At 71.1% G+C, this 26,010-nt stretch carries 32 protein-coding genes; 14 read left to right on the forward strand and 18 right to left on the reverse strand.

The genetic code is table 11. The features are described from left to right. Nucleotides 1-88: 88 nt before the first annotated feature. Nucleotides 89-1,264 carry a zinc-dependent alcohol dehydrogenase gene (locus tag AB0316_RS06870; RefSeq protein WP_366271662.1) on the reverse strand — a complete coding sequence of 392 codons (1,176 nt, stop codon included), beginning with the start codon at nt 1,262-1,264 and terminating at the stop codon, nt 89-91. Beyond that, a complete protein-coding gene (locus AB0316_RS06875; RefSeq protein WP_366271664.1) occupies nt 1,261-1,800 on the reverse strand; it encodes an SRPBCC family protein in 540 nt (179 codons plus the stop codon). The genes AB0316_RS06870 and AB0316_RS06875 overlap by 4 nt, the downstream gene beginning before the upstream one ends. Nucleotides 1,801-1,958: 158 nt before the next feature. Here AB0316_RS06875 and AB0316_RS06880 point away from each other — a divergent pair, with 158 nt between their 5' ends. Next, on the forward strand, nt 1,959-3,248 hold the full coding sequence (locus AB0316_RS06880) for a cytochrome P450 (RefSeq protein WP_366271666.1): 1,290 nt from the start codon (nt 1,959-1,961) through the stop codon (nt 3,246-3,248). On the opposite strand, the gene AB0316_RS06885 is transcribed toward AB0316_RS06880, so the two are convergent. Beyond that, entirely contained in the window at nt 3,214-3,519 is a 306-nt protein-coding gene (locus AB0316_RS06885) for a MerR family transcriptional regulator (RefSeq protein WP_366271667.1), read from the reverse strand. The two genes, AB0316_RS06880 and AB0316_RS06885, sit on opposite strands and share 35 nt — an antisense overlap. 162 nt (nt 3,520-3,681) lie before the next feature. Between AB0316_RS06885 and AB0316_RS06890 the strand changes: the two genes are divergently transcribed. The 3 genes from AB0316_RS06890 to AB0316_RS06900 all read left to right on the forward strand — a co-directional run bounded on the left by AB0316_RS06890 (nt 3,682) and on the right by AB0316_RS06900 (nt 5,399). After that, nucleotides 3,682-4,122, forward strand: coding sequence for an Hsp20 family protein (locus AB0316_RS06890; protein WP_366272811.1), 441 nt, complete (start codon nt 3,682-3,684; stop codon nt 4,120-4,122). Nucleotides 4,123-4,135: 13 nt separating this feature from the next. Then, entirely contained in the window at nt 4,136-4,444 is a 309-nt protein-coding gene (locus tag AB0316_RS06895; protein ID WP_366271669.1) for a hypothetical protein, read from the forward strand. A 265-nt stretch (nt 4,445-4,709) separates the two neighbouring features. After that, complete coding sequence (locus AB0316_RS06900; RefSeq protein WP_366271671.1) at nt 4,710-5,399, forward strand: GPR1/FUN34/YaaH family transporter; 690 nt, start codon at nt 4,710-4,712, stop codon at nt 5,397-5,399. Nucleotides 5,400-5,473: 74 nt separating this feature from the next. Here AB0316_RS06900 and AB0316_RS06905 read toward each other — a convergent pair whose 3' ends face one another. The 7 genes from AB0316_RS06905 to AB0316_RS06935 all read right to left on the reverse strand — a co-directional run bounded on the left by AB0316_RS06905 (nt 5,474) and on the right by AB0316_RS06935 (nt 11,472). Beyond that, on the reverse strand, nt 5,474-7,663 hold the full coding sequence (locus AB0316_RS06905; RefSeq protein ID WP_366271673.1) for a catalase: 2,190 nt from the start codon (nt 7,661-7,663) through the stop codon (nt 5,474-5,476). A 144-nt stretch (nt 7,664-7,807) separates the two neighbouring features. Next, nucleotides 7,808-8,767 (reverse strand): hypothetical protein, encoded by a 960-nt coding sequence (locus AB0316_RS06910; RefSeq protein ID WP_366271675.1) that lies wholly within the window; start codon nt 8,765-8,767, stop codon nt 7,808-7,810. After that, entirely contained in the window at nt 8,764-9,291 is a 528-nt protein-coding gene (locus AB0316_RS06915) for an RNA polymerase sigma factor (RefSeq protein ID WP_366271677.1), read from the reverse strand. Before AB0316_RS06915 ends, AB0316_RS06910 begins: the two co-directional genes overlap by 4 nt. A gap of 66 nt (nt 9,292-9,357) precedes the next feature. Then, nucleotides 9,358-9,930 (reverse strand): GNAT family protein, encoded by a 573-nt coding sequence (locus tag AB0316_RS06920; RefSeq protein WP_366271679.1) that lies wholly within the window; start codon nt 9,928-9,930, stop codon nt 9,358-9,360. A gap of 84 nt (nt 9,931-10,014) precedes the next feature. Further along, entirely contained in the window at nt 10,015-10,434 is a 420-nt protein-coding gene (locus AB0316_RS06925; protein WP_366271681.1) for an arsenate reductase ArsC, read from the reverse strand. Between the two features lie 13 nt (nt 10,435-10,447). After that, complete coding sequence (locus tag AB0316_RS06930) at nt 10,448-11,128, reverse strand: aquaporin (protein WP_366271683.1); 681 nt, start codon at nt 11,126-11,128, stop codon at nt 10,448-10,450. Continuing rightward, entirely contained in the window at nt 11,125-11,472 is a 348-nt protein-coding gene (locus AB0316_RS06935; protein WP_366272813.1) for a metalloregulator ArsR/SmtB family transcription factor, read from the reverse strand. Before AB0316_RS06935 ends, AB0316_RS06930 begins: the two co-directional genes overlap by 4 nt. Nucleotides 11,473-11,576: 104 nt before the next feature. Here AB0316_RS06935 and AB0316_RS06940 point away from each other — a divergent pair, with 104 nt between their 5' ends. Beyond that, nucleotides 11,577-12,044 carry an ArsI/CadI family heavy metal resistance metalloenzyme gene (locus AB0316_RS06940; protein ID WP_366271685.1) on the forward strand — a complete coding sequence of 156 codons (468 nt, stop codon included), beginning with the start codon at nt 11,577-11,579 and terminating at the stop codon, nt 12,042-12,044. Nucleotides 12,045-12,109: 65 nt separating this feature from the next. Further along, on the forward strand, nt 12,110-12,358 hold the full coding sequence (locus AB0316_RS06945; RefSeq protein WP_366271687.1) for a hypothetical protein: 249 nt from the start codon (nt 12,110-12,112) through the stop codon (nt 12,356-12,358). A gap of 14 nt (nt 12,359-12,372) precedes the next feature. Here AB0316_RS06945 and AB0316_RS06950 read toward each other — a convergent pair whose 3' ends face one another. Continuing rightward, entirely contained in the window at nt 12,373-12,732 is a 360-nt protein-coding gene (locus AB0316_RS06950; protein WP_366271689.1) for a VOC family protein, read from the reverse strand. Between the two features lie 163 nt (nt 12,733-12,895). On the opposite strand from AB0316_RS06950, the gene AB0316_RS06955 reads away from it, so the two are divergent. Further along, complete coding sequence (locus tag AB0316_RS06955; protein WP_366271691.1) at nt 12,896-13,180, forward strand: hypothetical protein; 285 nt, start codon at nt 12,896-12,898, stop codon at nt 13,178-13,180. A 19-nt stretch (nt 13,181-13,199) separates the two neighbouring features. On the opposite strand, the gene AB0316_RS06960 is transcribed toward AB0316_RS06955, so the two are convergent. Together AB0316_RS06960 and AB0316_RS06965 are read right to left on the reverse strand one after the other, a co-directional pair. Further along, complete coding sequence (locus AB0316_RS06960) at nt 13,200-13,796, reverse strand: DUF2231 domain-containing protein (RefSeq protein WP_366271693.1); 597 nt, start codon at nt 13,794-13,796, stop codon at nt 13,200-13,202. A 69-nt stretch (nt 13,797-13,865) separates the two neighbouring features. Beyond that, nucleotides 13,866-14,363: a hemerythrin domain-containing protein gene (locus AB0316_RS06965; RefSeq protein WP_366271695.1), complete on the reverse strand. Its 498-nt coding sequence runs from the start codon at nt 14,361-14,363 to the stop codon at nt 13,866-13,868. A gap of 128 nt (nt 14,364-14,491) precedes the next feature. Here AB0316_RS06965 and AB0316_RS06970 point away from each other — a divergent pair, with 128 nt between their 5' ends. After that, nucleotides 14,492-16,138 carry a RecQ family ATP-dependent DNA helicase gene (locus AB0316_RS06970; RefSeq protein WP_366271697.1) on the forward strand — a complete coding sequence of 549 codons (1,647 nt, stop codon included), beginning with the start codon at nt 14,492-14,494 and terminating at the stop codon, nt 16,136-16,138. Between the two features lie 75 nt (nt 16,139-16,213). Here AB0316_RS06970 and AB0316_RS06975 read toward each other — a convergent pair whose 3' ends face one another. Then, complete coding sequence (locus AB0316_RS06975; protein ID WP_366271699.1) at nt 16,214-17,008, reverse strand: SDR family oxidoreductase; 795 nt, start codon at nt 17,006-17,008, stop codon at nt 16,214-16,216. A gap of 154 nt (nt 17,009-17,162) precedes the next feature. Here AB0316_RS06975 and AB0316_RS06980 point away from each other — a divergent pair, with 154 nt between their 5' ends. The 6 genes from AB0316_RS06980 (at nt 17,163) to AB0316_RS07005 (ending at nt 22,342) form a co-directional block, all read left to right on the forward strand. After that, a complete protein-coding gene (locus AB0316_RS06980; protein ID WP_366271701.1) occupies nt 17,163-18,221 on the forward strand; it encodes an NAD-dependent epimerase/dehydratase family protein in 1,059 nt (352 codons plus the stop codon). A 77-nt stretch (nt 18,222-18,298) separates the two neighbouring features. After that, a complete protein-coding gene (locus AB0316_RS06985) occupies nt 18,299-19,321 on the forward strand; it encodes a glycosyltransferase family 2 protein (protein WP_366271703.1) in 1,023 nt (340 codons plus the stop codon). A 202-nt stretch (nt 19,322-19,523) separates the two neighbouring features. After that, on the forward strand, nt 19,524-20,450 hold the full coding sequence (locus tag AB0316_RS06990; protein WP_366271705.1) for a hypothetical protein: 927 nt from the start codon (nt 19,524-19,526) through the stop codon (nt 20,448-20,450). 206 nt (nt 20,451-20,656) lie between these two features. Further along, complete coding sequence (locus AB0316_RS06995) at nt 20,657-21,070, forward strand: phage holin family protein (RefSeq protein ID WP_366272815.1); 414 nt, start codon at nt 20,657-20,659, stop codon at nt 21,068-21,070. After that, entirely contained in the window at nt 21,067-21,723 is a 657-nt protein-coding gene (locus AB0316_RS07000; protein WP_366271707.1) for a DUF3618 domain-containing protein, read from the forward strand. The genes AB0316_RS06995 and AB0316_RS07000 overlap by 4 nt, the downstream gene beginning before the upstream one ends. Before the next feature lie 109 nt (nt 21,724-21,832). Continuing rightward, nucleotides 21,833-22,342 carry a DUF4383 domain-containing protein gene (locus AB0316_RS07005; RefSeq protein WP_366271709.1) on the forward strand — a complete coding sequence of 170 codons (510 nt, stop codon included), beginning with the start codon at nt 21,833-21,835 and terminating at the stop codon, nt 22,340-22,342. Between the two features lie 83 nt (nt 22,343-22,425). Here the strand turns inward: AB0316_RS07005 and AB0316_RS07010 are convergent, their stop codons facing one another. The 4 genes from AB0316_RS07010 to AB0316_RS07025 form a co-directional block, all read right to left on the reverse strand. After that, nucleotides 22,426-22,680, reverse strand: coding sequence for a hypothetical protein (locus AB0316_RS07010; RefSeq protein ID WP_366271711.1), 255 nt, complete (start codon nt 22,678-22,680; stop codon nt 22,426-22,428). An 85-nt stretch (nt 22,681-22,765) separates the two neighbouring features. Then, entirely contained in the window at nt 22,766-23,698 is a 933-nt protein-coding gene (locus AB0316_RS07015) for a carbohydrate ABC transporter permease (RefSeq protein ID WP_366271712.1), read from the reverse strand. Continuing rightward, complete coding sequence (locus AB0316_RS07020) at nt 23,695-24,627, reverse strand: sugar ABC transporter permease (RefSeq protein WP_366271714.1); 933 nt, start codon at nt 24,625-24,627, stop codon at nt 23,695-23,697. Before AB0316_RS07020 ends, AB0316_RS07015 begins: the two co-directional genes overlap by 4 nt. Then, complete coding sequence (locus AB0316_RS07025; protein WP_366271716.1) at nt 24,620-25,981, reverse strand: extracellular solute-binding protein; 1,362 nt, start codon at nt 25,979-25,981, stop codon at nt 24,620-24,622. The genes AB0316_RS07020 and AB0316_RS07025 overlap by 8 nt, the downstream gene beginning before the upstream one ends. Nucleotides 25,982-26,010 lie beyond the last annotated feature (29 nt).

Raw genomic sequence — 26,010 nt, forward strand, 5'->3', positions numbered from 1 at the left:
CACGGCGCCCGGCGACGGGATGCCTGCAGACACCAGGGAGCCCCCGGTCCGCTCGGACCGGGGGCTCCGTGGGTCTCGTCGTGTCTGGCTAGGGCTTGAGCACGACCTTCTCGCAGCCGTCCTGCTTCTCCTTGAAGAGCTCGTAGCCGCGAGGCGCCTCCTCCAGAGGCAGCCGGTGGGTGATGATGCGCGTGGGGTCGATGTCGCCCGCCTCGATGCGCCGCAGCAGCGGCTCCATGTAGCGCTGGACGTGGGCCTGCCCGGTGCGCAACGTGATCGACCGGTTCATCCACGAGCCGACGGGGAACTTGTCCATGAAGCCGCCGTAGACGCCGATCACGGAGACGATGCCGCCGCTGCGGCACGCGACGATGGCCTGCCGGAGCGCGTGCGGCCGCTCCGTCTCGAGCCGGGCCGCCTGCTTGACGCGGTCGTACGCGTTGATGTGCGGGCTGCCGTGCGTGGCCTCGAGACCCACGGCGTCGATGCACTTGTCCGGGCCGCGGCCGGCGGTCAGCTCCTGCAGCCGGTCGCGGACGTCGACCTCGTCGAAGTTGATCGTCGTGTAGCCGGCGGCCGCCGCCATCTCGAGGCGGTAGGGCTCCCGGTCGATCGCGATGACCTCGTGCGCCCCGAGCATGCGGGCGCTGTCCATCGCGAACTGGCCCACGGGCCCGGCGCCCCAGACGGCCACGACGTCCTTCGACTCGATGTCGCACATGTCGGCGCCCATGTAGCCGGTGGGCAGGATGTCGCTGAGGAAGAGCACCTGCTCGTCGGTCAGGTCGGACTCGATCTTGAGCGGCCCCACGTCGGCGAAGGGCACGCGCACGAACTCGGCCTGCCCTCCCGCATACCCTCCCGTGAGGTGGGAGTAGCCGAAGATGCCGCAGAGCGGGTGGCCGTAGAGCTTCTCGGCGATTCCCGCGTTGGGGTTGCTGTTCTCGCAGCAGGAGAAGAGCCCGGCGGCGCACGACGCACAGGCGCCGCAGGCGATGGGGAAGGGCACCACGACGCGGTCGCCGACCTTGAGGGTGTCCGGCGCGATGTCCGGGCCCACCTCGACGACCTCGCCCATGAACTCGTGGCCGAGGATGTCGCCGTTCTCCATCGACGGGACGTAGCCGTCGACGAGGTGCAGGTCGGACCCGCAGATCGCCGTCGACGTCACCTTCACGATCGCGTCCCGCCGGTTCAGGATGGACGGGTCCGGCACGTCGCGGACCTCGACCGAGTTGCGGCCTGCCCAGGTCACGGCCCTCATGCGAGCACCTCCTCGCGCTCCTCGGCGCTCATGGGTTGAGCCGGGCGCTGCGGGAACTCCTTGCGCGCCCGCTTGCCCCAGGGCGCCCCGTCGGAGCGGACGATGTCGCCCGTCTCCATGACCTGCTTGAAGCGGCGCAGGTCGTCGTCGAGCTGCTGGTTCGGCTCCTCGCCGAAGTACTTCGCCGCGGCCTTGCCGACCGCGCCGCCCGGCAGGTCGTAGGCGATGAGGGCGTGCACCTCGGTGCTCTCGCCGTCCGGTGCCGCGCCGAACCAGACCTTCCCCTGGTTGGGGACGGTGGCATCGCCCACGGACGTCCACGCGATGCGCTCGCCGGGGACGTCCTCGGTGATCTCCGCGTCCCACTCGACGCTCTTGCCGAACGGGGCCGAGGCGGTCCAGTGCGAGGTGCTCTCGCCGGTGACGACCACCTTCTCGAGATGGGCCATCACCTGCGCCAGGTTGGTGAAGTCGCGCCAGAAGTCGTAGACGCGTGCAGCGTCGGCGCGGATGGTCGTGCTCGCGAGCAGATCCATGGATCCTCCTTCGAGTCGGGCTGGCGGCTCGGACCGCCATTGGTCTCGCCCCTACCCAGCGGTCGGCGCGCCACGCGCCGCCGGAGCGCCCGTGGTTCAGCACCCGGCCATCGGGTAGACCAGCCCCGACCCGCACCGGGACAGCGAGGGAGGCTCCCATGTGGCTCGACCAGACGGTCGACCTGATCCGCCACGGCTACGAGTTCACGGCGCGCGCCAGACGGGAGCGCAGCGCCGCCGAGTCGGCGACGTGCCCGAGGTATGCCGTCACGGTCCGTCTCCTCGGACGGCCCGCCACCGTCGTGGGCGGGTCGGACGGCGTGCGCCTCTTCTACGACTCGACGGTGATGCGTCGCACCGGTGCCATGCCGCAGGCCGTCGCGGCGCCGCTGTTCGGCCGTGGCGCCGTGCACGGTCTGGACGGCGAGCCGCACCGGCAGCGCAAGCGGATGTTCGTCGACGCGCTGATGGACCCCGAGCGGCTCACCGGGCTGTTCGACCTCGCCGACGATCTCCTCGCAGATGCTCTGGGGCAGTGGCGGCGCCAGGGCGGCGGCGTCGTCTTCCCGACGACGACGCAGGTCTACGGCCGCGCAGTCATCCGGTGGGCGGGCATCGACGTGCCTCCCGAGGTCGAGGCGCGCCGCTCCGAGGACCTGGCGGTCATCGTCGACAGCTTCGCCACACCCGTCGTCCCCTACGTGGCGGCCTGGCGACGCCGGGTCGTGTGCGACCGCTGGGCTGCTGCCCTGGTGCGCGAGACCCGGTCCGGGCAGCGGACGCCACCCGCGGACTCGGTGCTGGCCCAGGTGGCGAGCCACCGTGGGCCGGACGGTGAGCTGCTCGGCGTCCGCACCGCAGCGGTCGAGCTGCTCAACGTGCTGCGCCCCACCGTGGCCGTGGCCCGGTTCGCGGCCTTCGGAGCCCTCGCCCTCTTCGAGGCGCCAGAGTGGCAGCAACGGCTGGCGGACGAGGTGGCGGAGCGGGGGAGCGCGGTCGCCGGTCCGCTGGCGACGGCCTTCGCCCACGAGGTCCGTCGCTTCTACCCGTTCGTCCCCGCGCTCGCCGCGATCGCCACGCGCGACACCGAGTTCGAGCGGTGCCCCATACCCGCCGGGCGGCGGGTGCTCCTCGACGTCATGGCCACCAACCACGACGCGCAGGAGTGGGATCAGCCCCAACGCTTCGACCCCGAGCGCTTCCTCGGCACCGGGGCGGAGTGGAGCCCCCCGTTCGTGCCGCACGGCGGCGGTCGGCCCGAGAGCGGCCACCGCTGCCCCGGCGAGCTCGTGGCCAACGGCCTGCTGGCCCTGACGTGCGCCCGTCTGGCGACGCTCGGCGGCCACCTGGCGCGTGGTCAGGACCTCGGGTGGGCATGGGGTCGCATCCCCGCCCTGCCCCGATCGGGCGTCGTCATCGCCCTCGACGAGGGGGACCCTGCCGCTTGATCTCGCCGCGCAGCCTGTGGTTCTCGTCCTGCAGCTCGAGCAGCATCCTGATGCCCGCGAGGTTGACGCCGTCGGCGAGCAGCCCTGCGATCCGGCGCAGTCGGGCGAGGTCGTCCTCGCTGTAGCGCCGCGTGCCGCCCTCGGTGCGGTCGGGCTTGAGCAGGCCCCGCGACTCGTAGAGCCTCAGGCTCTGCACCTCCATCCCGACGAGCTGGGCCGCGACGGTGATGCCGTAGACCCCCTGGTCGGAGGCTGGCGCGGGTCCGCTCATCGGGTGGTTCCTCTCCTCGTGCGCGCCGGACTGCCGGGTACCGGCTCTTCCTCTTGCATCAGGTTGTCATCGGTGCTACAAGAAATCTATAGCGCATGCCACAGATCGCAGCGTGCGGTCGTGGCCACCAGGAGCATCAGAGATGACATGGAGGTGACGACGATGCTGATGCGCACCGACCCCTTCCGTGACCCCTTCCGTGAGCTGGACCGGATCGCGCAGCTCGCGATGGGAGCGACCGGCACGGCCGCCCGACCCTCGGCCATGCCGCTCGACGCGTGGCGCGACGGAGACGTCTTCCACGTCGAGCTGGACCTGCCCGGTGTCGACCCGGCGTCCATCGACCTCGACGTCGAGCGCAACGTCGTGACGGTCCGGGCCGAACGGCCCACGCGCGCGAGCGATGCCGAGCTCGTGGCGGCCGAGCGGCCCAGGGGAGTCTTCAGCCGGCAGCTCGTCCTCGGCGACAGCCTCGACACCGAGCGGATCGAGGCGAGGTACGACGCGGGAGTGCTGAGCCTGACCATCCCGGTGGCAGAGAAGGCGAGGCCCCGGAAGATCCAGGTCGAGCAGCGGCAGGACCGGCAGGCCATCACCGCCTGAGGGGGGCGCAGCCGTGTTCGTCGAGCTCCAGGCGTCCGACGCCGTCCTCGCGCCGGACGTCGACGCCGAGTTCCTGGCACTCGTGTGCTCCGACACGGACCTGCTCGACGCCGAGTTCGCGGCGATCGTCGAGGCCCTGGAACCGCCCCGCTGCACGCCGCCGGTCGTGCCGCGGTCGTGGCCTGGTGACGGGCGCGCAGGCGCCGACGCCGCGACGCCGCACCGGGCTCGTCATGCCGGTGCACGGCTGGTGAGGCGTCAGTGGACCGGTCGGGAGCGGTCGCCGCCGCGACGCGGAGTCCACGGTCGTGGATGCGACTGAGAGGAGGTCCTTCGAGCAGCGTTCGTCATCGCTCAGTTCTCGTTCGCGGCCCCTCGGGTGGGTTCGTGCCACCCGAGGGGCACTTCCCTCGACTTGGCGTTGGGGTGGGGTCGCGTGGGTGCGGCGGGGGGCGGCGTCACGCGGGTCGCGTCGGGTAAGGGAGCGGCAGTGACCATGGAGGTCCCGACCGCGATGCCGCTCGCCGACGGCTGAGCCCGACGAGGAGGAGGACACCGTGCCCGCCCAGGACTCCAGGTTGTATGTCGTGAGACAAGGATCGCCCTCCCCGGGCCTCGACGGGCCACCCGCCGTGCGCGTGGTGGTGCGCCCGCTCGGGAACCCCCTGCCGCTGGGGTTCCTCGCCCTCATGGTCGCCACGACCGCGCTCGCGATGCTCCAGCTGCACGTGCTGGCGCCCGACCAGCGGCACGTCGTGGCGATGGGCGTGCTCGCCCTGACGGTGCCGCTCCAGCTGGTCGCCTGTGTGCTCGGCTACCTGGCGCGCGACCCGGTGGCGGGCACCGGCATGGGCATCCTGGCCGGCACCTGGGCCGGGATCGGCTTCGCCATGCTGACCTCGCCCCCGGGAGCGACCTCTCCGGCGCTCGGGGTGCTGCTCCTGTGCTCGGCCGTCGCGATGTGCGTGCCCACGATCGCGGCCACCGGCAAGCTGGCCGGCCTGCTCGTCATGGGCGTCAGCGCCCTGCGCTTCGCCGTCACCGGAGTCGGCGAGCTGACCGGGTCGTCGGGCTGGCTCACCGCTGCCGGCTGGGTGGGAGTCGTGCTCGGCATCATCGCGGCCTACGCGGCGCTGGGCTTCGAGCTGGAGGACGTCCGCCACCGCACCGTGCTGCCGCTCGGCCGCCGTGGCCCGAGCGCCGACACGATGACCGGTGACGCGGACAGCGAGCTCGCGTCCCTCGTGCACGAGGCCGGGGTCCGCAGGGAGCTGTAGTTGCCCGTCCGCGCCGGCCAGACGCACCGAGCGCCCGCCTCCAGGCTGGGGGCGGGCGCTCGGGCTGTCACGCGTCAGGCGCTGGCGGGGGTGAACCGGTCCCAGACGCGGTGCATGGTCAGCAGCTCGGTCAGCTCGGCCAGCAGGTCCGCCGGCGCGCTCGCGTCGCTGCCCGCGAGAACCCCGGGCGCGGAGTCCGGGATCCCGGCAGCGTCGAACGCGGCGCGTCCCGCATCGCCGAGGGCGCCGAGCGCCTTGCAGTGCCGCCACGTCTCGGCGAGCACCACGTCGATGCGCGGGTCCACGGCGGGACCCCCGTCGCTCGGCTGGCCGGCGCGGGCGTCGAGCCCCGGCATCGCGTCGGCGCCGGGTGCAGCGCCGAGCACGACGAGCGCGTCGAACTCGAAGGAGCGGGCCGTCGCATACGTCCTCGCCACGATGAGCTCTCCCAGCGTTCCGCCGGTCGGGGCGATCACGAAGGGCATGAGGTCGTATGCCGTCACGGCCGAGACGACGGCCGCCGCCGCCTCGGGGTCGGTGGACGTGTCGACGACGATGCCCACCTTGCGACCCGTCGCCGGGTAGGGCGTGCCCAGCTGCGACAGCGCCGGGCTCGGCTCGACGTCGGGGACCTCGATGGTCGGGGAGGGCGCCGGCATGCCGAGCGCTGCAGCCACCGACGCGCTCAGCCCCTCGTCGATGTTGGCCAGGCACTGCAGCTGACGCTCGCGGATGACCTGCTCGTAGCACTTGGCCAGCTCGAAGGCATACGCACCCTTGATGTGGTCCTGCTCGACCGGGCTCATCGAACGGTAGAAGAGTCGAGCCTGCGAGAAGTGGTCGTCGAACGAGCGAGCCTGGGCACGCACCTTCGCACTCTCCTGCACCACGGCCGGCACCTCGACGAAGGGCCGGTCGCCGGCGCCGGCGTGGAACGGGCAGCCGCCGTCGAGCGAGTTCGGCCGGTAGGGCGCAACGCCGGCGTGCACGGCGTGCTGGTGGAAGCCGTCGCGGAGCATGTCGTTGACCGGTGCCTGCGGACGGTTGATGGGGATCTGGTTGAAGTTCGGGCCGCCGAGCCGGGTGAGCTGGGTGTCGACGTAGGAGAAGAGCCGCGCCTGCAGCAGCGCGTCGTTGGTGACGTCGATGCCCGGCACGAGGTTGCCCACGTGGAAGGCGACCTGCTCGGTCTCGGCGAAGAAGTTCGTCGGGTTGGCCGTGAGCGTCATCAGGCCGATGGGCTGGACCGGCGCCAGCTCCTCGGGGACCAGCTTCGTCGGGTCGAGCAGGTCGATGCCCTCGAACATCTGCTCCGGGGTGTCCGGGAACGTCTGGATGCCCAGCTCCCACTGCGGGAAGTTGCCGGCCTCGATCGCGTCGGCGAGGTCGCGGCGGTGGAAGTCGGGGTCACCACCGGCCGCCAGCTGCGCCTCCTCCCACACGAGGGAGTGCACGCCCTGCTTCGGCTTCCAGTGGAACTTCACGAGCGTCGAGGCGCCCTCGGCGTCGACGAGCCGGAAGGTGTGGACGCCGAAGCCCTCCATCATCCTCAGGGACGCCTGGATGCCACGGTCGGACATGTTCCACATCGTGTGGTGCTGGGCCTCGGTGTGCAGCGAGACGAAGTCCCAGAAGGTGTCGTGCGCCGACTGCGCCTGGGGGATCTCGCGGTCCGGGTGCGGCTTCGCGGCGTGCACGACGTCGGGGAACTTGATGCCGTCCTGGATGAAGAAGACCGGCATGTTGTTGCCGACGAGGTCGAACGTGCCCTCGTCGGTGTAGAACTTCACGGCGAAGCCGCGGGTGTCTCGCACCGTGTCGGCGGAGCCCCGGGAGCCCAGCACCGTCGAGAAGCGCACGAAGACCGGGGTCTCGACGCCGTCGGCGAGGAACCCGGCGGTCGTCACGGACGACGCGGTGCCATAGCCGCGAAACACGCCGTGCGCGCCGCTGCCGCGGGCGTGGACGACGCGCTCGGGGATGCGCTCGTGGTCGAAGTGGGTGATCTTCTCGCGCAGGTGGTGGTCCTGCAGCAGTGTCGGTCCGCGCTCGCCGGCCTTGAGGGAGTGGTCCGTGTCGCGCAGCCGCACACCCAGGCTGGTCGTGAGGTAGGCGCCCGACTGCGCGCGGGCGGTGTCCGGCGCACCGGTCGGCTTGCCGGTCGCGGTGACGGTCTCGGGTGCCCCCTGGTCCGGCTGTGGCGGGTAGGGGTCGTGGGGCTCCGTCGGCTCGGTGAGGGTCGGGGGCGTCCGTGGCTCTTCCACAGCGATCTCCTTCGATGGGGTGCCGAACCAGTACCCATCGGGTCGAACCGGGAGACGACACGCCGGGAACCTGTCCACCGGACCGAGGGCGCCGAAGCGTCCACCGCGTCCCGAAGTGATCCCGGCGCGTCGCCCGGTGATCCCTCAGAAGCGGAAGACCTCGGTGCCGGTGCGATCGAGCCCGATGAACTGCGCTTGCGACGCCTTGTTCTCCGGTATGTAGGGCTGGACCCCGAGGAAGATCGCACCGTCGAGGCCCGGGATGATGAGCCGGTGGGGGAGGGCGAGGGTGCGTCCCGACTGGCGTAGCTGCACCGTCGCGACCTCCGTGGTGGTCATCACCAACGCGACCGACTGGTCGCGCAACTCGTCGATGTCATTCGTGCCGGGGTCGAGAAGTCCGGCACCCCCCAGGGCTCGGTGGCCTTGCGCTCCCGGCGCTGGAAGCTGGTTGCAGGCCCCGGCCTGGTGGTTCGAGGCCGAGGTGCCGTTCAGTGACGCGGTGGCCGGCAACCAGACGAGACAGGCGCCCTGCGGGAGCCGGCCGTCGATCTCGTGCCCGGGCAGCGCGCGGCCGGGCACCAGCAGCAGGTGGTAGGGCTTGCCCTGCACGTGCACCGTCGCCAGGCCGAGCACCTGACCGCGCAGCCGCAGGTCGGAGCTGACGGGCACGTAGTCAGCGCGCCGCTGGGCGGCCGGCAACGGCATACCCGGTGTCAGTCGGAAGGGCGACGGCCCGGTTGTCGTCGTGCGACCCGCGTCGGACGTGACCCGGGCGGGCGTAGACACCTGAGCATCGGGAGACGCTGAAGAGCTCGTCGTGGGAGCCGCGGCCGTGACCGAGTTGGAGTGGCCGAGCCAGCTTGTTGCTGCACCGACCGCGCCGATCGCGACGATGCCCGCGGCTGCGGCCGCCGCCCACGGGGCCGCGCGTCTCCCCGCCCGGGTTGGTGTGTGGGCACGGACTCGCGGCCGTACCCGCTCGGGGTCGGCGTCCAGAGCGGTGCCGGCCTGCCGGAAGAGCAGGGCCAGGTCGTGCTCACGGGGGTCGGGCGTCCTGGCGCCGGTCGAGGCATCGGGCGTGCGTGCGGGTGTGTCGCTCATGGTTGCTCCAGGTGTCGGTGGAGGTCGTCGATGCCGCGTGACACGGCGGACTTGGCAGCGCCGACGCTCGTGCCCATCGCGGCCGCGATCTCCGAATAGGACAGGTCGAGCCAGAAGCGCAGCGTCACCGCCTCGCGACGGCGTCGGGGCAGGCAGCCGAGCGCGGCCACGAGACGACGGCCCTCCTCGGATGCCTGCGAGAGCAGCTCGACCGAGGGTGCGACGCGTTCCGCGTCGCGGTGGTGGAGACGAAGTATGCGTACCGTCCGGACGTGACGGCGCCCTCGGTCCCGCACCAGGTTGAGTACGGTGCGGTGCAGGTAGGCGCCCGCCTGGTGCACGTCGCCGGTGAAGGTGGCCCGGCGGGCGTAGAGGCGGCAGAACGCCTCCTGCACCACGTCCTCGGCATCCTCGGCGCCGAGGAAGGCGGCGAACCGGACCAGCCGTGCCGCGTTCGCGTCGAACACGGCAGCGAAGGCGCCGTCCGTCGCCGCCGCGCTGGCGGCGCGTACGTCCCCTGTCATCACTCTCACGTCTACACCACGAACGAGCCCAGCGATGGTTGCCTCGACGGCAGGACGGCGAATGGCTCAGCCGGCTGGAACGTGCGCTGGCGAGGCCTGCCACTCCCGTCGCAGAAGCCCGAAGACCCACGAGTCCGAGACGTCGCCGTCCACCACGCAGTCCTCTCGCAGCGTCCCTTCGAGCACGAACCCGAGCTTCTTCAGGACGCGAGCAGACGCCACGTTGCGCGTGTCAGCCTCGGCCTGGACACGATTGAGGTCGAGCGTCGGGAAAGCCCACTGCAGCAAGGCGCGTGCGGCCTCGGTGGCATAGCCGTGCCCCCACGCGGCTTCTCCGAAGCAGTAGCCCAAGGACACGCTGCGGTAGGTCGGGTTCCAGTTGTTCAGGGTGCACCAGCCGAGAAACGCGCCGTCCGCGGCTCGATCGACCGCCAGCCGCGCCCCGGTGCCGTCTTCAGCCATCTGCCGGCACGTCGCGAGGAACTGTGCGGCCCGGGCGCGGTCCGTCCACGGTGGGGAGTCCCAGTAGCGCAGCACGAGGGCGTTGCTCTGCAGCGCGAAGAGGTCCTCCACGTCCGCGTCCTCGAACGGGCGCAGTCGCAGTCGGGGGGTGCTCAAGGTGGGCGTGGGTAGCGGCATGCGCTCAACACTCCTGGGGTTGGACGGGCCCTCAGTCAGTCACCCTGTGCCATCCACTCGCAAGGGTTTATCGGCGTGTAGCCCTCAGGTATGGGTGAGCTCGGCGATGAGGTCCTCGATGCGGTTGCGGATCTCGTCCCGGATCGGGCGCACGTGCTCGAGGTCCTGTCCTGCCGGGTCGTCGAGCTCCCAGTCCTCGTAGCGTTTGCCGGGGTAGAAGGGGCACGCGTCGCCGCAGCCCATGGTCACGACGACGTCGGCCTCGCGTGCGGCGGCGTCAGTGAGCAGTTTCGGGGTCTCGGTGGTGATGTCGATGCCGTCCTCGGCCATGGCCTGTACGGCGACGGGGTTGATCTGGTGGGCCGGTTGGGATCCGGCGGACAGCACTCGGATGCGGTCACCGGCCAGGTGTTGCAGGTAGCCGGCGGCCATCTGGGAGCGGCCGGCGTTGTGCACGCAGACGAAGAGGACGGTGGGCCGGTCGGTGGAGGACGGGTCGGTCATGGAGGCGGTCCTTTCAGGGCGTGGTCGCCACGGGCTCGCGTCGACGCGGGTGCAGCAGCGTCAGGACGCCGAGTCCGGCGGCACCACCGAGGAGCTGGGCGAGGATGAAGACCGGCACGCTGGCGGGTGCGATGCCGGCGAAGGTGTCGGACAGAGTGCGGGCCAGGGTGACGGCGGGGTTGGCGAACGACGTGGAGCTGGTGAACCAGTACGCGCCGGTGATGTAGCCGCCGACCGCATACGCGACGCGACTGCTCTCGGTGCCGCGCAGCGTTCCGAAGACGATGAGGACGAGGCCCAGGGTCGCGACGACCTCACCGAGCCACAGCCCGGAGCCCGTCCTCGTGTGCGTTGACAGCGAGACGGCGGGCAGGTCGAACATGAGGTTGGCGATGACGGCTCCGGTCACTGCGCCTGCCAGCTGGGCGCAGATGAGGGCGACGGCGACCCGGCTCGTGATCGCGCCCAGGACGCGCTCGAGCGCGGTGATGACCGGGTTGAAGGAGGCCGAGACCGGGTGCAGGGCCAGGATCAGGGCGACCAGGACGGCGCCCGTGACGATCGAGTTCTCCAGCAGCTGGAGGCCGACGTCGTGAGGAGACAGCCTGCTGGCGGCGGCTCCCGAGCCGATGACGGCCGCGACGAGGAACGCGCTACCGACGAACTCGGCAGCGACCTTCTGCCGGAGCCTCACGGGGTGGCGCCGGCGATGAGGGTGGCCAGCGACGACAGGGCGGTCGGGCTGGACCGGTAGTAGACCCACACCCCCCGCTTCTCCCGGTCGAGGAGGCCGGCCTCGTGCAGCACCTTGAGGTGATGGCTGATGGTCGGTTGCGACAGGTCGAACGCGTCGTTGAGGTCGCAGACACACGCCTCGCCGCCCTCGTGGCTGGCCACGAGCGAGAGCAGCCGCAGGCGGACCGGGTCTGCCAGCGCCTTGAGCATCGGGGCCACGCCCTCGGCCGCCTCCTGGCTCAACGGTTCCCGGCTCAGCGGTGAACAGCAGGCCGCCACCTCGACCGGTGTCAGCGACAACATCTGAGAGTTCGACACGCGTCGATATTGACAGACGTCGATGCCCGGTGCAACCTCGATGCACCGAACATCGACAACTATCGATATCGACTGAGGAGTGTCATCCCATGAGCCGCATCCAGCTCGCCCTCGACGTCGAGGACCTGCAGGCCTCGATCGCCTTCTACTCCGCGCTGTTCGGCGTAGAACCGGCCAAGATCCACCCCGGCTATGCCAACTTCGCCATCGCCGAGCCGCCCCTCAAGCTCGTCCTCATCGAGAACCCGGGGCGAGGCGGCAGCCTCAACCACCTCGGCGTCGAGGTGCGCGATGTCGACACCGTCGACTCCGAGCAGACCCGGTTGGCCGAGCACGGTCTGGCCACGGTCGACGAGCGGGGCACGACGTGCTGCTACGCCAAGCAGGACAAGTTCTGGGTCGAGGGCGCCCCGAACGGCGAACGCTGGGAGGTCTACACCGTGCTCGCCGACAGCCCCACGTTCGCAGCAGCACCCGAGACGCCGGCGGAACCCGTGTGCTGCGACACGGGTGCAGGCGCCGACGCGGAGTCTGCTGCTGGGGCGTGCTGCCGGTAGCTCACACTTCGGACGCGCTCGATGCCCCCTGATGACGACAGAAGGGTGCCGATCAGCGGGCCGTCATGGTCGTGTTCCCCTGGCGCGAGTCCGGCTACTGCGTGGAGCAGTTCATCGTCACTGCGACGGAGACGTCGACGCAGGTCGCGGTGAATCCGGTGAGAGCGCGCACCATCAGCCAGGACGAGGGCTGCTCCGGCGTCGGAAGCGACGGAGTGACGGCAGGCGACTACCTGCGGCTGGAAGAGCCGCTGGGCAACCGGACGGTCGTCCGGGCGCAGGGCGGCAGGCGGTTTGAGGTCAGAGCGCGCTGAATCATGCTGCGCCGTCAGTTGACGCAGAGACAGAAGGGGTGGCCGGCCGGATCGAGGAAGACGCGGAAGGAGGTGCCCGGTTGGTGGTCGGCCCTGGTCGCGCCGAGGGCCAGGACCTGCGGCTCGGCGGCGTCGAGGTCCTCGACCATGACGTCGAGGTGCATCTGCTGCGGCACCTCCTGGGCCGGCCACTCCGGCGGGGTGTAGTCCTGCACCTGCTGGAAGCAGATGCACTGGCCGGTCTGGGGGTCACGGATCTCGGCCCAGCCGTCGGACGTCTTGACGTTCCAGTCGAGCAGCGTGGCGTAGAAGGTGCCGAGCGCGCCGGCGTCAGGGCAGTCGATGACGAAGCTGGGATAGCGAGCGATGGCCATGGGCCGACCGTAGCGGTGGGATGGCAGCGCCGCTGACGTCAGAGGTGCCCGCCGGCCAGAGACTCCGACCACCTCACGTCATGCAGGTGGTCAGAGCAGGCCGCACCCGGCCCTCCGGAAAACCGACGCGCGTGGATCCCATTGCGCTGGGTACCCGCATCCCATGAGAGCTGCCGTCGCCGCAACCGGTTCGTGGACCGACCCCGACGGCGTACGCGCGCCTTCGGGTGAGGTGCACGCGTGGGTCCCCGGCACCAACCAGACCGTGTGCCGCCTGTCGCTCCATCGGTCCCAGCTGCTGCGCTTCTCGCACGTCGACTGGCTCGACGTGCAGCCGGCGACCGGCCGGGTCGCCGACGAGGTGATCGCCGTCTGCGCACGGTGCGCGGCCGGAATGGGGCGGCGCCGAGACGAACGCCGTTGGACTCGCACGAACCCACGACCTTGAGCGCCGAGGGCGTCGTGCGTCAGAGGGCGTCGACGACCTGCGGGATCCCGGCCTCCTCGACCGGCGCGGCCGTGCCGACCTTCTCGCCGATGGCCAGGTGACCACCGAGGTATGCCGACAGCCCGGACACGGCGAGCCCCGCCATCCCGAAGACCACACCCGCGCGGTGGTTCCGCGGCCGCAGTGCCCACGACGCGGCATACAACCCCAGTGACGCGGTGTTCAGGGCGGCGTGCGTGGCCGCGACCCGCTTGGGTCGCGCCCCGAGGGGGGCGTACTCGGCCAGCCCCGTCAGGGCTGCGCCGGGGGCGGCGAGCAGGCCGGCCCCGACGAGGCGTCGCGCCGCGTCGCGTCCGGCAGCGCCGCCCGCGAGGTCGAGCAGGGCGGCGGAGGAGAAGAAGCCGATGGGCAGGTCCGTCATGAGCGGGTGCGCGGCATGCCCCAGGACCTCACCGGTGACCACACGGCGCCACAGTCCGCGGCCGCGGGCCACCTCAGCGGCCGGCTGCAGGGCCTCGGCCGCGCCGTCGAGGCTCTCGCGGCCCTCGACGAGTCGTTCGAGCAGGCGGGAGGCCGCGCTGGGCGGCGCCACGGATGTGGTGGGGTTCGATGTCATGCGACACAGGTACCCGCTCACGCCCCGGTGACGCCGCCCGGCCCTTCAGCGAACGGCCGGCGGTGCCGGTCAGGACACGACGGCGTCGATGGCCTTCTTCATCGCGCTGGGCTGCTCCGGGCGTCGGGGAGCGCGCTTCTTCGCCTCGAGCAGCTCCTCACCGAGCTCCTGCAGCTGGTTGCGGCCGAGGCCCTCGCGCACCTTGGGGAACCACTCCTGCTCCTCCTCCTCGATGTGGTGCTCGACGTTCTCCATGAGCACGGTCGTCTTGGCGTCGAAGCGCTCGTCGGTGGCGTCCATGGCGGCCAGCTCCATGCAGAGCACGTCGGCGACGTGGTGCTCCTCGTAGGACTCGAGCACGTCGTCCTCCAGGTCGGGCAGCAGCTGCCGCACCCGTGGGTACATCACCTCGTTCTCGATGTAGGTGTGCACGGTGAGCAGCTCGAGGATCGTGTCGACGATGCCCTGCTTCTGCACCGGCGTCTGGCCCTGCTTGCGGAAGGCGCGGAACTGCTTGCGCACCTCCTGGTGGTCCTCCTTGAGCAGGACGATGGCGTCCTTCGACATGACACTCCTTCCATCGGTGCGCGGCGATAGCGGCAGCCCTCTCGCGGCCACCGGCCTGCTCGTACCCACTCACGGGAGGGGGTCACCTCACCTGCTCGCCGGCGCCGGTGATCGGGTAGGTGGGGCCCGTGTCGACGACGAACAGAGAGCGGCTGCAGGGCGCCGCCAAGGAGACCTTCGGCTGGGACGAGCTGCACGCATACCAGCTCGAGGCGATGGAGCACGTGCTCGAGGGCCACGACGTACTCGCCGTGCTGCCCACGGGCGCAGGCAAGTCCGCCATCTACCAGGTCCCGGCACTGCTCGTCGACGGACCGGCGCTCGTGGTCTCGCCACTGCTGGCGCTGCAGCACGACCAGGTAGAGGCCCTCACGCAGGCCGGCGCCCCGCCTGCCGTGGTCGTCAACTCCACCCAGTCGGCCGCCGAGCGCCAGCAGGCCTGGGACGCGGTGGAGGCAGGGGAGGCGCGCTTCGTCTTCATGGCTCCCGAGCAGCTGGCACACCAGGACGTCGTCGAGCGCTTGAGAGCGGCCGGCATCGCCCTCTTCGTCATCGACGAGGCGCACTGCGTGTCCTCGTGGGGCCACGACTTCCGACCGGACTACCTGCGTATGCGGCCCGTGATCGAGCGTCTCGGGCACCCACCCGTCGTGGCCCTGACCGCTACCGCCGCCCAACCCGTCCGCGACGACATCGTGACGCGACTGGGCCTGCGTGACGTCAGGGAGACCGTGACGAGCTTCGACCGGCCCAACCTGCGGCTCGCCGTGGTCCGCTGCACGGACGCCGACGAGCGCCGGGAGGCCCTCGTGTCGCGCGCAGCCGAGCTGGTCGGCGCCCCCGGCTTCGCGGGCGGGGGCCTCGTCTACACCGCGAGCCGCGCGGAGACCGACCGCCTGTCGACCGAGCTGACCGACCGCGGCCTCCGAGCCATGGGCTACCACGCGGGGCTGCGCGCCGACCGGAGGGAGGAGGTGCACCAGGCCTTCCGTGACGGCGACGTCGACGTGGTGGTGGCCACCTCCGCCTTCGGCATGGGCATCGACAAGCCCGACATCCGCTTCGTGCTCCATGCCGCCGTGCCGGACTCGCTCGACTCCTACTACCAGCAGATCGGCCGGGCGGGGCGCGACGGTGAACTGGCGACCACGGAGCTGTTCCACCGCGGCGAGGACCTGCACCTGCAGACCTTCCTGACCGCGGTCCGCGCCCCGGAGGACGTGCTGCGTGCGGTCTCCCAGGCCCTGCTCGCTGCAGCCGGTCCGGTGCGCCTCAGCGAGCTGACTGGGTCGCTGCACGCCTCCCGCGCGAGCTGCACCCGGGCGGTCAACCTCCTCGAGCAGGTCGGGGCGGTCAGGGCGGCGGGTCGGGGCCGGATCGTGCACGACCCCGACGTCGAGACCCGGCAGGCCGTCGCCGACGCGGTGCACCTCTCGGAGGCCCACCAGGAGCTCATCCGGTCACGGGTGGCGATGATGGGCGGCTACGCCGACACCACCGGGTGCCGGCGCCAGTTCCTCCTCGGCTACTTCGGTGAGCAGCTCGCTGAGCCCTGTGGCCACTGCGACAACTGCGAGGCGGGCACCGCCGAGGCGCGCCCGCGCCGCCGCGGCCGGTTCACCGTGCAGGCACCAGTCACGCACGAGGAGTGGGGACCCGGTGTCGTCATGTCGGTCGAGGACGACCGGCTCACGGTGCTCTTCGAGGAGGTCGGCTACCGCACCCTGTCGGTGGAGGCCGTCGAGGAGAACGACCTGCTGACGCTGGTCTCCTGAGACGGGGCGAGCCGCCCTCGCGCCTGTCCCGCGCTGGTGCATTCGCGCTGTGGCGCGCCCGCTGGGGGTGGGACGTCAGACGGTGCGCCAGCCGGCGTCGGCGTCGTCGTGTCCGTGCGCGCTCATCAGCATGAGCCCGCCGTCGACGGCATACGACGAGCCAGTCACGTAGGTCGCGCGGGGAGAGGCCAGGAAGCCGATCACCGAGGCCACCTCGTTGACGTGGCCGGGACGGCCGAGCGGGTTGCCCCGGCGCTCGGTGCGCCAGGCGTCCTCCTCGTCCTGCCCGGTCATCTCGGTGGCGATCTCGCCGGGCGCGACCGCGTTGACGGTGATGCCGTGCTCGGCCAGCTCGAGCGCCAGCACCTTGGTCAGCATCCCGAGACCGGCCTTGGCGGCGCAGTAGGCGGCGGAGCCCAACCGCGGCACGTGCTCGTGGACGCTGGTCACGTTGACGATGCGGCCACCCTGCCCCTGCGCCACCATGCGCCTGGCCGCATGACGGGCGCAGAGGAACGGGCCGGTCAGGTCGGTCGCGAGCGTGCTGTTCCAGTCGGCGAGGTCGAGCAGCATGACAGGGGAGGAGGTGCCCGTTCCAGCGACGTTGACGAGGACACCGATGCCGCCGAGCCGGTCGGCGAGCCGGTCGACGGTCTCCCCGGCGGTGGGGGAGGCCGCGTCGAAAGGCTCCATCGCACAACGCTGCCCGCGCTCCTCGACGTCCGAGGCGGTGCGCCGCGCGCCCTCCTCGTCCTCGTGCACCGTCAGCCCGATGTCGAAGCCTTCCGAGGCGAGCAGGAGTGCGGTCGCGCGGCCGATGCCCGAGTCGGCTCCGGTCACCACGGCGATGCGGGGGAGCGTTCCGCTCATGGTCGATCTCCTTCGTCGGGTTCGTGTGTTCCCGCCCCTACCCGTTCACAGCCGCCCGACGCCAGGGAGAAGACGCGGAGTGCTCTTCGGCGCGCCGACGGGTGGCCGCACGCCGATCGGGTAATCGCCGGACACGACTCGACCGGAGGTTGGCATGAGGATCGTCGTCACGGGTGCGACCGGCAACATCGGTAGCGCGGTGCTCCGAGCGCTCGACGGCCGTGGCCACGCCGTGCACGGGATCGCCCGACGTCCGCTGCCGGCGTCACGTTCGGTCACCTGGAGCCGCCTCGACCTGTCCGACGACGGCTGCGTCCCCGAGTTGCAGTCCGTCGTCGCCGGAGCCGACGCGGTTGTGAACCTGGCGTGGGCCTTCCAGCCGATGCGCCGGCGCGACTACCTGCACCGGGCATCGGTCGGCATCCTCGAGCGCGTCGCGCGCGCCACGCTCGCGAACTCCGACGCGCGGCTGGTCCACCTGTCGTCGGTTGCGGTCTACTCGCCGCGGGCATCGACGGCCCTGGTCGACGAGGAGTGGCCGCGCGACGGCATACCGGGTGCCACCTACAGCCGGCTCAAGGTGCAGGCGGAACGGGCACTGCACGTCGTGGCCGCGTCTGCCCGAGCGCGCGACCGTGTGAGCGTGGTCCGACCGTCGCTGGTGGGCCAGCGTGCGGCCGGCGGGATGATGCTGCGCTGCGGTGCCCCGGCGGCCTTCCCGGCTGGGGCGCTGCGCCGGGTGCCGGTGTCGCCGGTGGACGACCGCTTCGGCATCCAGATGGTCCACGCCGACGACGTCGCGGACGTGGTGGTCCGCATCCTCGAGCGCGAGGCCGCCGGCGCCTTCAACGTTGCGGCCGAGCCGGTGCTGTCGGGCCACGACATCGCGGCCGCTCTATGTGCCCGACCGGTCCGGCTCCGGCAGGAGGTGGTCAGCGCCGCCGCTGCTGCGGTGTGGCTGGCCCACCTGAGCCCGTTGGATCCCGGCTGGGTCGACATGGCCCTGCAGGCACCCTGGGTCGACAGCAGCAGGGCCCGCGATGTGCTCGGCTGGAGCTGCGAGCACGACGCGCACGAGGTGCTGGCCGAGCTGGTCGAGGGGATGCGGCAGGGAGCCGGCGCAGGGGGCTGCGCCCTGCGCCCAAGGCACGTCGCCGACGGCCTGCTGACGGCTGGGAGGCGCGGCAGCGTGGCCCGTCGCCGGCTCACCTGAGCGCCCCGGGCGCCAATCGTCGGATCCCGCTGCGCGAGTGTGTGTTTGGGCCTGACGGCCGCGGGAACGTGGGCAGCGTGACGACACCCGACCTGCGCCTAGGGCGCCTCGCGGTGAGCGTCGTGATCCCTGTCAAGTGGTCCGGCGGCCCTGAGGAGCTCTATCGGGTCGAGGAGATGGCGCGCTACCTCGCCGGCCTCCGGCACACCGTCGACGAGGTCGTCGTGGTCGACGGCAGCGCGGCCCCGGCTCGCCTTCAGCACGAGGAGGCCTGGGGTGCCTTCGCCACCCTCCTGGAGCCGGAGGAGTCGGGGGCCGGGACCGGACCGGGCCGGAAGTGCTGGCCGAACGGCAAGGTCGTCGGTGCGCTGACAGGCATTCGGGCGGCGGCGAACGAGCTGGTCGTCCTCGCCGACGACGACGTCCGGCACACGCCCAGCTCCATCGCCGCCCTCGTGGAGACCCTCCAGGACGCCGACCTCGTCCGGCCGGTGAACGTCTTCGACTCCTGGCCGTGGCACGCGCGCTGGGACGGCGCCCGCACCCTGCTCAACGTCGTGCTCGCGTCGGACTGGCCGGGGACCTTCGGCCTGCGGCGCTCGACGGTGCTCCACTGCGGTGGCTGGTCCGCGGACGTGCTGTTCGAGAACCTCGAGCTGTGGCGCACGGTCGAGGCCGTGGGCGGTCGGGCGGTCGGTCGGACCGACGTCGTGGTGTGGCGCAGGCCGCCGACGGCGGGCCAGTTCTGGTCGCAGCGGGTGCGGCAGGCCTACGACGACCTGGCGCAGCCGTTGCGCCTGGTGGCAGAGCTCGCCGTCCTGCCGGCGGTGCTCCTCGCCGGGCGGCGTGGCCCCCGGCTCGCCGGCCTGCTCGCCCTGGCGGCGGTGGGGCTCGCCGAGCACGGCAGGCGCCGCATCGGGGTGCACCGCATCCCGCCGTCGGTGCCCCTCTGGGCTCCCGTGTGGGTGCTGGAGCGGTCGGTGTGCGTGTGGCTCGCCGTGGGTCACCGGGCGCGTGGCGGCGTGCGTTACCACGGGCGCCGGCTGGGCGTTGCGGCGCACTCTGCGCGAGAGCTGAGGGACCGCCTCGCGGTCCACTGACGCTGTGGGTGCCGCGCGTGCACGACGCTCAACAGCGGACGAAACGGGCCGACATACCCGTTCCAACGGACTTTTCCCACGCGCGCAAAAGTGCTTGGGGCTGCGCGCCGGTGGGTACCCGACACGCAGCAACACGAGCTCGAACGGGCGGCTCGAGCAAGGGGCGCGCCCGTTCCAGTGACCAGGAAGGAAACCAGGACCCATGACCGAACGACCGTACGAGACGAGCGCGCCCGACGACCTGACCGTCGGCACGACCTCGTCCACAGCCGCCCCCGGCGGCTACTCCACGGGTTCGACGTCCTCCTCGCAGGGGACGGCCGGCGGTGGCGCCACCAGCACGGTGGGCGCAGCCGGCGACGAGGCGAAGTCAGTGGCTTCCGATGCCAAGCAGAGCGGGCAGCAGGTGGCTCAGACCGCCGCCTCCGGGGCCAAGGACGTCGCTCACGAGGCCACGAACCAGGTGCGCAACCTCTACACCCAGCTGCGCAGCGAGTTCGACGACCAGGCCTCGACCCAGGGCCAGCGCGCCGCACAGGGCGTGCGCTCCCTGGCCGACGAGCTGCGCCAGATGGCGTCCAGCTCGGAGCAGCAGGGCATCGCCGGCCAGGCCGTGGGCCAGGTCGCCGACCGTGCCCACTCGGTGGCCGACTGGCTCGAGAGCCGGCAGCCCCGGGAGATGCTCGACGACCTGCGCTCGCTTGCCCGGCGCCGCCCGGGCGCGTTCCTCCTCGGCGCCGCGGTGCTCGGGGTCGTCGGGGGCCGCCTGACCCGCGGCCTCACCAGCGACGGCAGCTCGGGCAGCAACGGGAGCATCGGCACCGGCGGGCAGTCCGGGGTCGCCTACACGGGGACCGCCGGCTACTCCAGCACCGGTGGCCCCGGGGGCACCTACGGCACCGTGGCGACAGAGACCTCTGCGAGCGGGGCGATCCCGCCGTCCGAGTCACCGGTGCGCAGCGAGCCCTACACGGTGGGGGTCCGCGACAGCGACACCCACGCGGTCACCTCGATGACCGACGGCGTGACGGCCGACCCGCTCGACGACTCGACCGAGACCATGGAGTCGCTCGAGCCCGTCGACCCCATCGCCGAGGCCTTCCCCGAAGGCCGGGGCGGGGCGCGCTGATGAGCACCTGGCCGCAGGGCGGCGCAGGTCCCGAGCCCGTCGGTGGCGTGGGCAACCCCGCCACCTCGGGCGTCGCGCCGGCCACCGACCCCTATGCCGACGCGTATGCCGCGGGCGACCCCTCGCTCTCGTCGCAGCAGGCCGGCTTCCCGCCGACCGACGCGAACGCGTACGCCCCGGACGACACTGCATACGCCGCCTCGGGCGTGGGCCACGAGAACTCGCACCAGAAGGCCGAGAACGCCTCGATCGGTGAGCTCGTGAGCGACATCAGCCGCGACTTCAGCACGCTGATCCGTCAGGAGATCGAGCTGGCCAAAGCCGAGGCGAAGCAGTCCGCGACACGCGCCGGCAAGGCCGGCGGGATGTTCGGCGGCGCTGCCCTCGCCGGCTACATGACCGTGCTCTTCCTCTCGATCGGTGTCTGGGAGTTCCTCTCCAGCGCGCTCGACAGCCGGGGGTGGGCCGCCGTCATCGTGATGGTGGTCTGGGCGATCATCGCGGCCGTCCTCGCTGCGCGAGGACGACGCCTCACCAAGGAGATTCAGGGACTGCCGCGCACCACGGAGACCGTCAAGAAGGTCCCTGACGCGCTGAAGGGAAACGAGGAGATTCGATGACCACGAACTACCCGACGACGACCAGCACGAACGACCCCGAGGCCATCCGGGCCGACATCGAGCGCACCCGTGAGGAGCTCAGCCGGGACGTCAACGCCCTCGGCGAGTCGGTCAGCCCCGGTCAGGTGGCCCACCGGCAGGCGGAGAAGGTCAAGGGCCGCTTCTCGGCGGCGCGTGACCGCGTCATGGGCTCGGCGTCCGACGCCGGCAGCTCGACGGCAGGCTTCGCCCACACGGCCGGCGACAAGACGTCCGACGTCGCCCACTCGGTCGGCGACGCGGCCTCCAGCGCCGGCGACACGGTGCAGCGCAAGGCCCGTGGCAACCCGCTGGCCGCCGGCATGATCGCGCTCGGCGCCGGCTGGATCATCGGCGCGCTGCTGCCGGCCTCGGAGAAGGAGCGCGAGCTCGCCCAGACGGCCAAGGAGAAGGCACAGCCGGTCGTCGAGCAGGCTCAGGGCGTCGTCAAGGACGTCGCCAGCGAGTCGGCCGACCACCTCAGGCAGCCGGCGCAGGAAGCGGTCCAGAGCGTCAAGGAGACGGCGCAGTCCGCCGCCGAGGACGTCAAGCAGGAGGGTCAGCAGGCCGCCTCCGACGTCCGGGACAGCGCCACCGACTCCGCCCAGAACGTCAAGGAGCAGGCACAGAGCTGACCCGCCACCTCGGCGAGCCAGCACCAGCGGAGGGTCGGGCAGGCACCACGCCCGGCCCTCCGCCGCACCGGCGCCGCCGGTGCGGCACCCACAGGGAAGGCAACTCATCATGGACGGTTCCACCACGGCAGGCCACGCGGCCACCACCGCACGCTCGACGCTGCAGAAGGTCGCGCTGGTCGTCGGCATCGTGTTCCTGGTGGTCGGCATCGCCGGCTTCATCCCGGGCATCACGTCGAACTACAGCGACCTCAGCTTCGCCGGGCACCACTCGAACGCCAAGCTCCTCGGCATCTTCGAGGTATCGGTCCTGCACAACATCGTGCACCTGCTCTTCGGGATCGCCGGCATCGCTGCGGCGCGAGCCTGGAGCGCCTCGCGCGGCTACCTCATCGGCGGCGGCGTGATCTACCTCGTGCTGTGGATCTACGGCCTCGTCATCGACAAGGAGTCGGCGGCGAACTTCGTGCCGCTCAACTCGGCCGACGACTGGCTGCACTTCGTCCTCGGCGTCGGGATGATCGCCCTCGGCGCGCTTCTCGGCCGTCGTCGCCACAACGGGGTGACCGGCCACGACGCCACCGTCGCGCGCGAGGGGCGAGGCACCGGCACCCACTGAGCCGACTGCATACGCCACGGCGCACGCACGAGAGAGGGTCCCGACCACGCGGTCGGGACCCTCTGCTTGTCAGTGGCGCTCGGTCAGCTGACCAGGGTTGCCGGGCGCACACCCATCGGACGCCGCCCACGCTGCGACGTGGTCGCGCAGTGCGCCGAGCAGAACAGCGTGCCGTCGACGTCCACGGCGTGCCCGAGCACCCGGCAGCCGCAGTGGCCGCACGCCGGCGCCCAGTCGGAGATGGCGCACTCGAGGCTGTCGTAGGTGCCCGATCGGTCGTCCCGGGTGATGGTGAAGCTCCGGGCGTCGTCGTTCCCGCACATGTCGCACACGGCCATGGGTGCGTCCCCTCTGTTATCGGCGTCGATCGGCGTTGATCGGCGTTCTGGTGGTCGTCCTCTTCGGTGCTTACCCGGTCCCGGGTCAGCCCTGGCGGGCCGTCGTGGCGAGCCCCTCGAGGAAGTAGCGCTGGCAGAAGGCGAAGACCACGATCATCGGCAGCGTCGCGACGAGCGTCGCCGCCATCGCTATCTCCCAGTGGTACTCGCCCGAGAGCGCGAAGCCGTCGACGATCTGCTTGAGGCCGCGCGGCATCGTGAAGTAGTCCTCGGTCTGCAGGTAGATGAGCGGCTTGAGCAGGTCGGACCAGCTCGCCTGCAGCTCGAAGATGAAGACGATGATCAGGGCGGGGCGGCACAGCGGCAGCGCGATCCGGCGGAAGAGGCCCAGGTTGCTGCAGCCGTCGATGCGCGCGGCCTCGAAGAGCTCGCGGGGGATGCCGAGAAAGAACTGGCGCATCAGGAAGATGTAGAAGGCAGACCCGAAGAGGTTGTTGGCCCACAGCGGGATCTGGGTGTCGATGAGGTGCAGCTGGTGCCAGATCAGGTAGACGGGGATCATCGTGACCGCACCGGGAAGCATCATGGTCGCGAGCACGAGCCCGAAGAGCGGCCCCCGCAGCCGGAACCGGAAGTAGGCGAAGCCGAAGGCCACGAAGGCGCTCGACAGCGTCACGGTCACGGCGGCCATCAGCGAGACCATGCCGGAGTTGAGCAGCCAGCGCAGGACGGGTCCGGCGTCCCACACCTCGACGAAGTTGGACCACTGGAAGGTCTCGGGCACCAGGCGGTTGTCGAAGACCTGCGACTTGGGCTTGAGCGACGCGCTGACCAGCCAGATCAGCGGGTAGGTGAAGGCGATCGTCGCGACGAGCAGCAGCACCCAGCGCACCACGCTGGCGGGGCCCAGACGGCGGCGGTCCTTGCCCGGACCGCCGGTCGGCAGCGGTCGCGAGGCCAGGTCCGGCTCGGCGGGCGGCTCGGTCGAGGGCGGCAGCGGCAGGGTGTCGACGCTCATCGGGGGGAGTCTCCCTCGTAGTAGACGAAGCGGTTGCCGAGGCGCACCTGGACCACGGTGATGACGAGGATGATCACGAAGAGCACCCACGCCATGGCCGAGGCGAAGCCCATCTTGAAGAACTCGAAGGCGTTCTGGAACAGGTAGACCATGTAGACGAGGGACTCGTCGGAGGCGGTCGCCTTCTGCTGGGGCCCGTAGAACATGGTGTACGCCTGGTCGAACATCTGCATCGCCGCGATCGTGTGCGTGATGATCGTGAAGAACAGCGCGCCCGAGATCATCGGCAGCGTGATGCTCCAGAACCGGCGGATCGGACCGGCGCCGTCGAGCAGCGCCGCCTCGTGGAGCTGCCGCGGCACGTTGTTGAGCGCAGCGAGGTAGATGATGACGCTGCCGCCCACCGTCCAGAGGCTGACGATGGCGAGGGACGGCTTGAGCCACGCCGGGTCGGTCGTCCAGTTGGGCCCGTTGATGCCGAACCAGCCCAGCACCTGGTTGAGCAGGCCGCGCTGGCCGTTGAGCAGGAGCAGGAACATCGCTCCGGCGGCGACGGCCGGCGTCATGACCGGCAGGTAGAAGACGGTGCGGAAGAAGCCGGCGGCACGGCCGACGCGGTGGAGCAGCATCGCCAGCCCCAGCGCGACGACCGTGCCGAGCGGCACGAACATGGCGGCATACGTGAACGTGTTGGCCAGCGACTTGGCGATGCGCGGGTCGTCCAGCAGCTGCTGGTAGTTCGCCATCCCCACCGAGTGGCCCGGCTCCACCAGCGAGTAGTCGGTGAAGGAGAGCCACAGGCTGACGACCATCGGCCCCGCGGTGAAGACGAGGAACCCGAAGATCCACGGGGCGATGAAGAGGTAGGCCGCCCGGGCCTCTCGGCGTTCGAGCCGGCCCGGGCGGAGCCTCACCGCCTTGTCAGCCATTGCCGTTCGCCTTCGTGAAGGCTGCCTCTGCCTCCTTCTGCGCCTGGTCGAGGGCCTGCTGGGCGGGCTGGCCGCCGAGGGCGCGCGTCACGGCGCTGCGCCAGGCGGCGTCGATCTCCGCTCCGGCCGGGGAGGTGTTGAGGGCGGTGGCCGTGTCGAGCGTCGCGTAGAGGTTGTCGATCGCGCGCTTGAAGCCGGCGTCCGGGACGTTGGTGAGGTACTTGGCCTTGATGGCCTCGTCGGCGGGCTTGTTGGCGGTGAAGAGGCCGGTGAAGAAGCTGTTGTCCTTCTTCACCTTGGCGATGCGGGCGTCGGCCGCCTTCATCCACGTGGCCTTGTCGGTCAGCGTCTTGGCCCAGGCGCACGCCGCGGTCGGGTTCTTCGAGCCCTTCGGGATCGCCCAGGCGCTGCCGCCGACCATGCTGACGGGCTTGCCGTCGTGGTCGGTGAACGGCGTGCTGTCGAGCTGCAGACCCTTGGGGATGAAGTCGCGCAGCACGTTGACGTACCAGTTCTCCATCGGGAAGGCGACGACCGAACCCGCCGACAGCGGGTTCTTCTCGCCGAAGATGTCGAACGAGTCGCGGAAGGACTTGAAGCTCGTCCAGCCGCCCTGGTCGTTGATCAGGCTGATCGCGAAGTCCAGCGCCTCGACGGCCTTCGGGTCGTTGAGGTTCGGCGCACCGTCCTCCTTGATGATCGTCGCGCCGTTGGCGGTGGCCCACAGCGGGAAGTACTCGGGGAGCTTCGGGTCGAAGCCGATCCGCTCGAGCTTGTTGCCGTTCTTCTTGAACAGCTTGTCGGACGTGGCCTTGAGCGCCTGCCAGTCCTTGGTCTGGATGTCGCTCGGCGACAGGCCGGCTGCCTTGAGCGACTTGGCGTCGATGAGGTTCGTCGTGACGACGTAGAACTCCGGGATGCCGTAGACCTTGCCGCCCAGCGTGACCGAGCGCATGGCCGCGTCGCGGTACTGCGAGGTGTCGATCTTCTGCTGGGAGATGCAGTCCTCGAGCGGGACGATGGCGCCCTTCTTGGCGTAGGTGCCGATCTGGTTGCGGTCCATGTAGACGAGGTCGGGCGGGTTGCCGCTGGCCAGGGCGGTGAGGAACTGCTGGGCATCGAAGTCGCCCTTGGCGTTACTGACCTGCACGCCGGGGTACGCCTGCTTGAAAGCGGCGATGCGGGCCTGACCGACCTCGTCCTCGCCGCCGAATCCCATGATCTTCAGGGTTCCGCTGGGAGCGCTCCCGGAGGTTCCGGCGTTGCCGCCGGAGTCGCTGCTCGCCCCACCGACTCCCGCACACCCCGCCAGGAGCGTGGCCGAAGCCGCAATGACCATGAACGCAGATCGCATTCTCGCCTCTTCTCTGCTGCTCGGGTGCA

It is taken from the genome of Terrabacter sp. NPDC080008, from assembly GCF_040702505.1.
GTDB lineage: Bacteria > Actinomycetota > Actinomycetes > Actinomycetales > Dermatophilaceae > Terrabacter.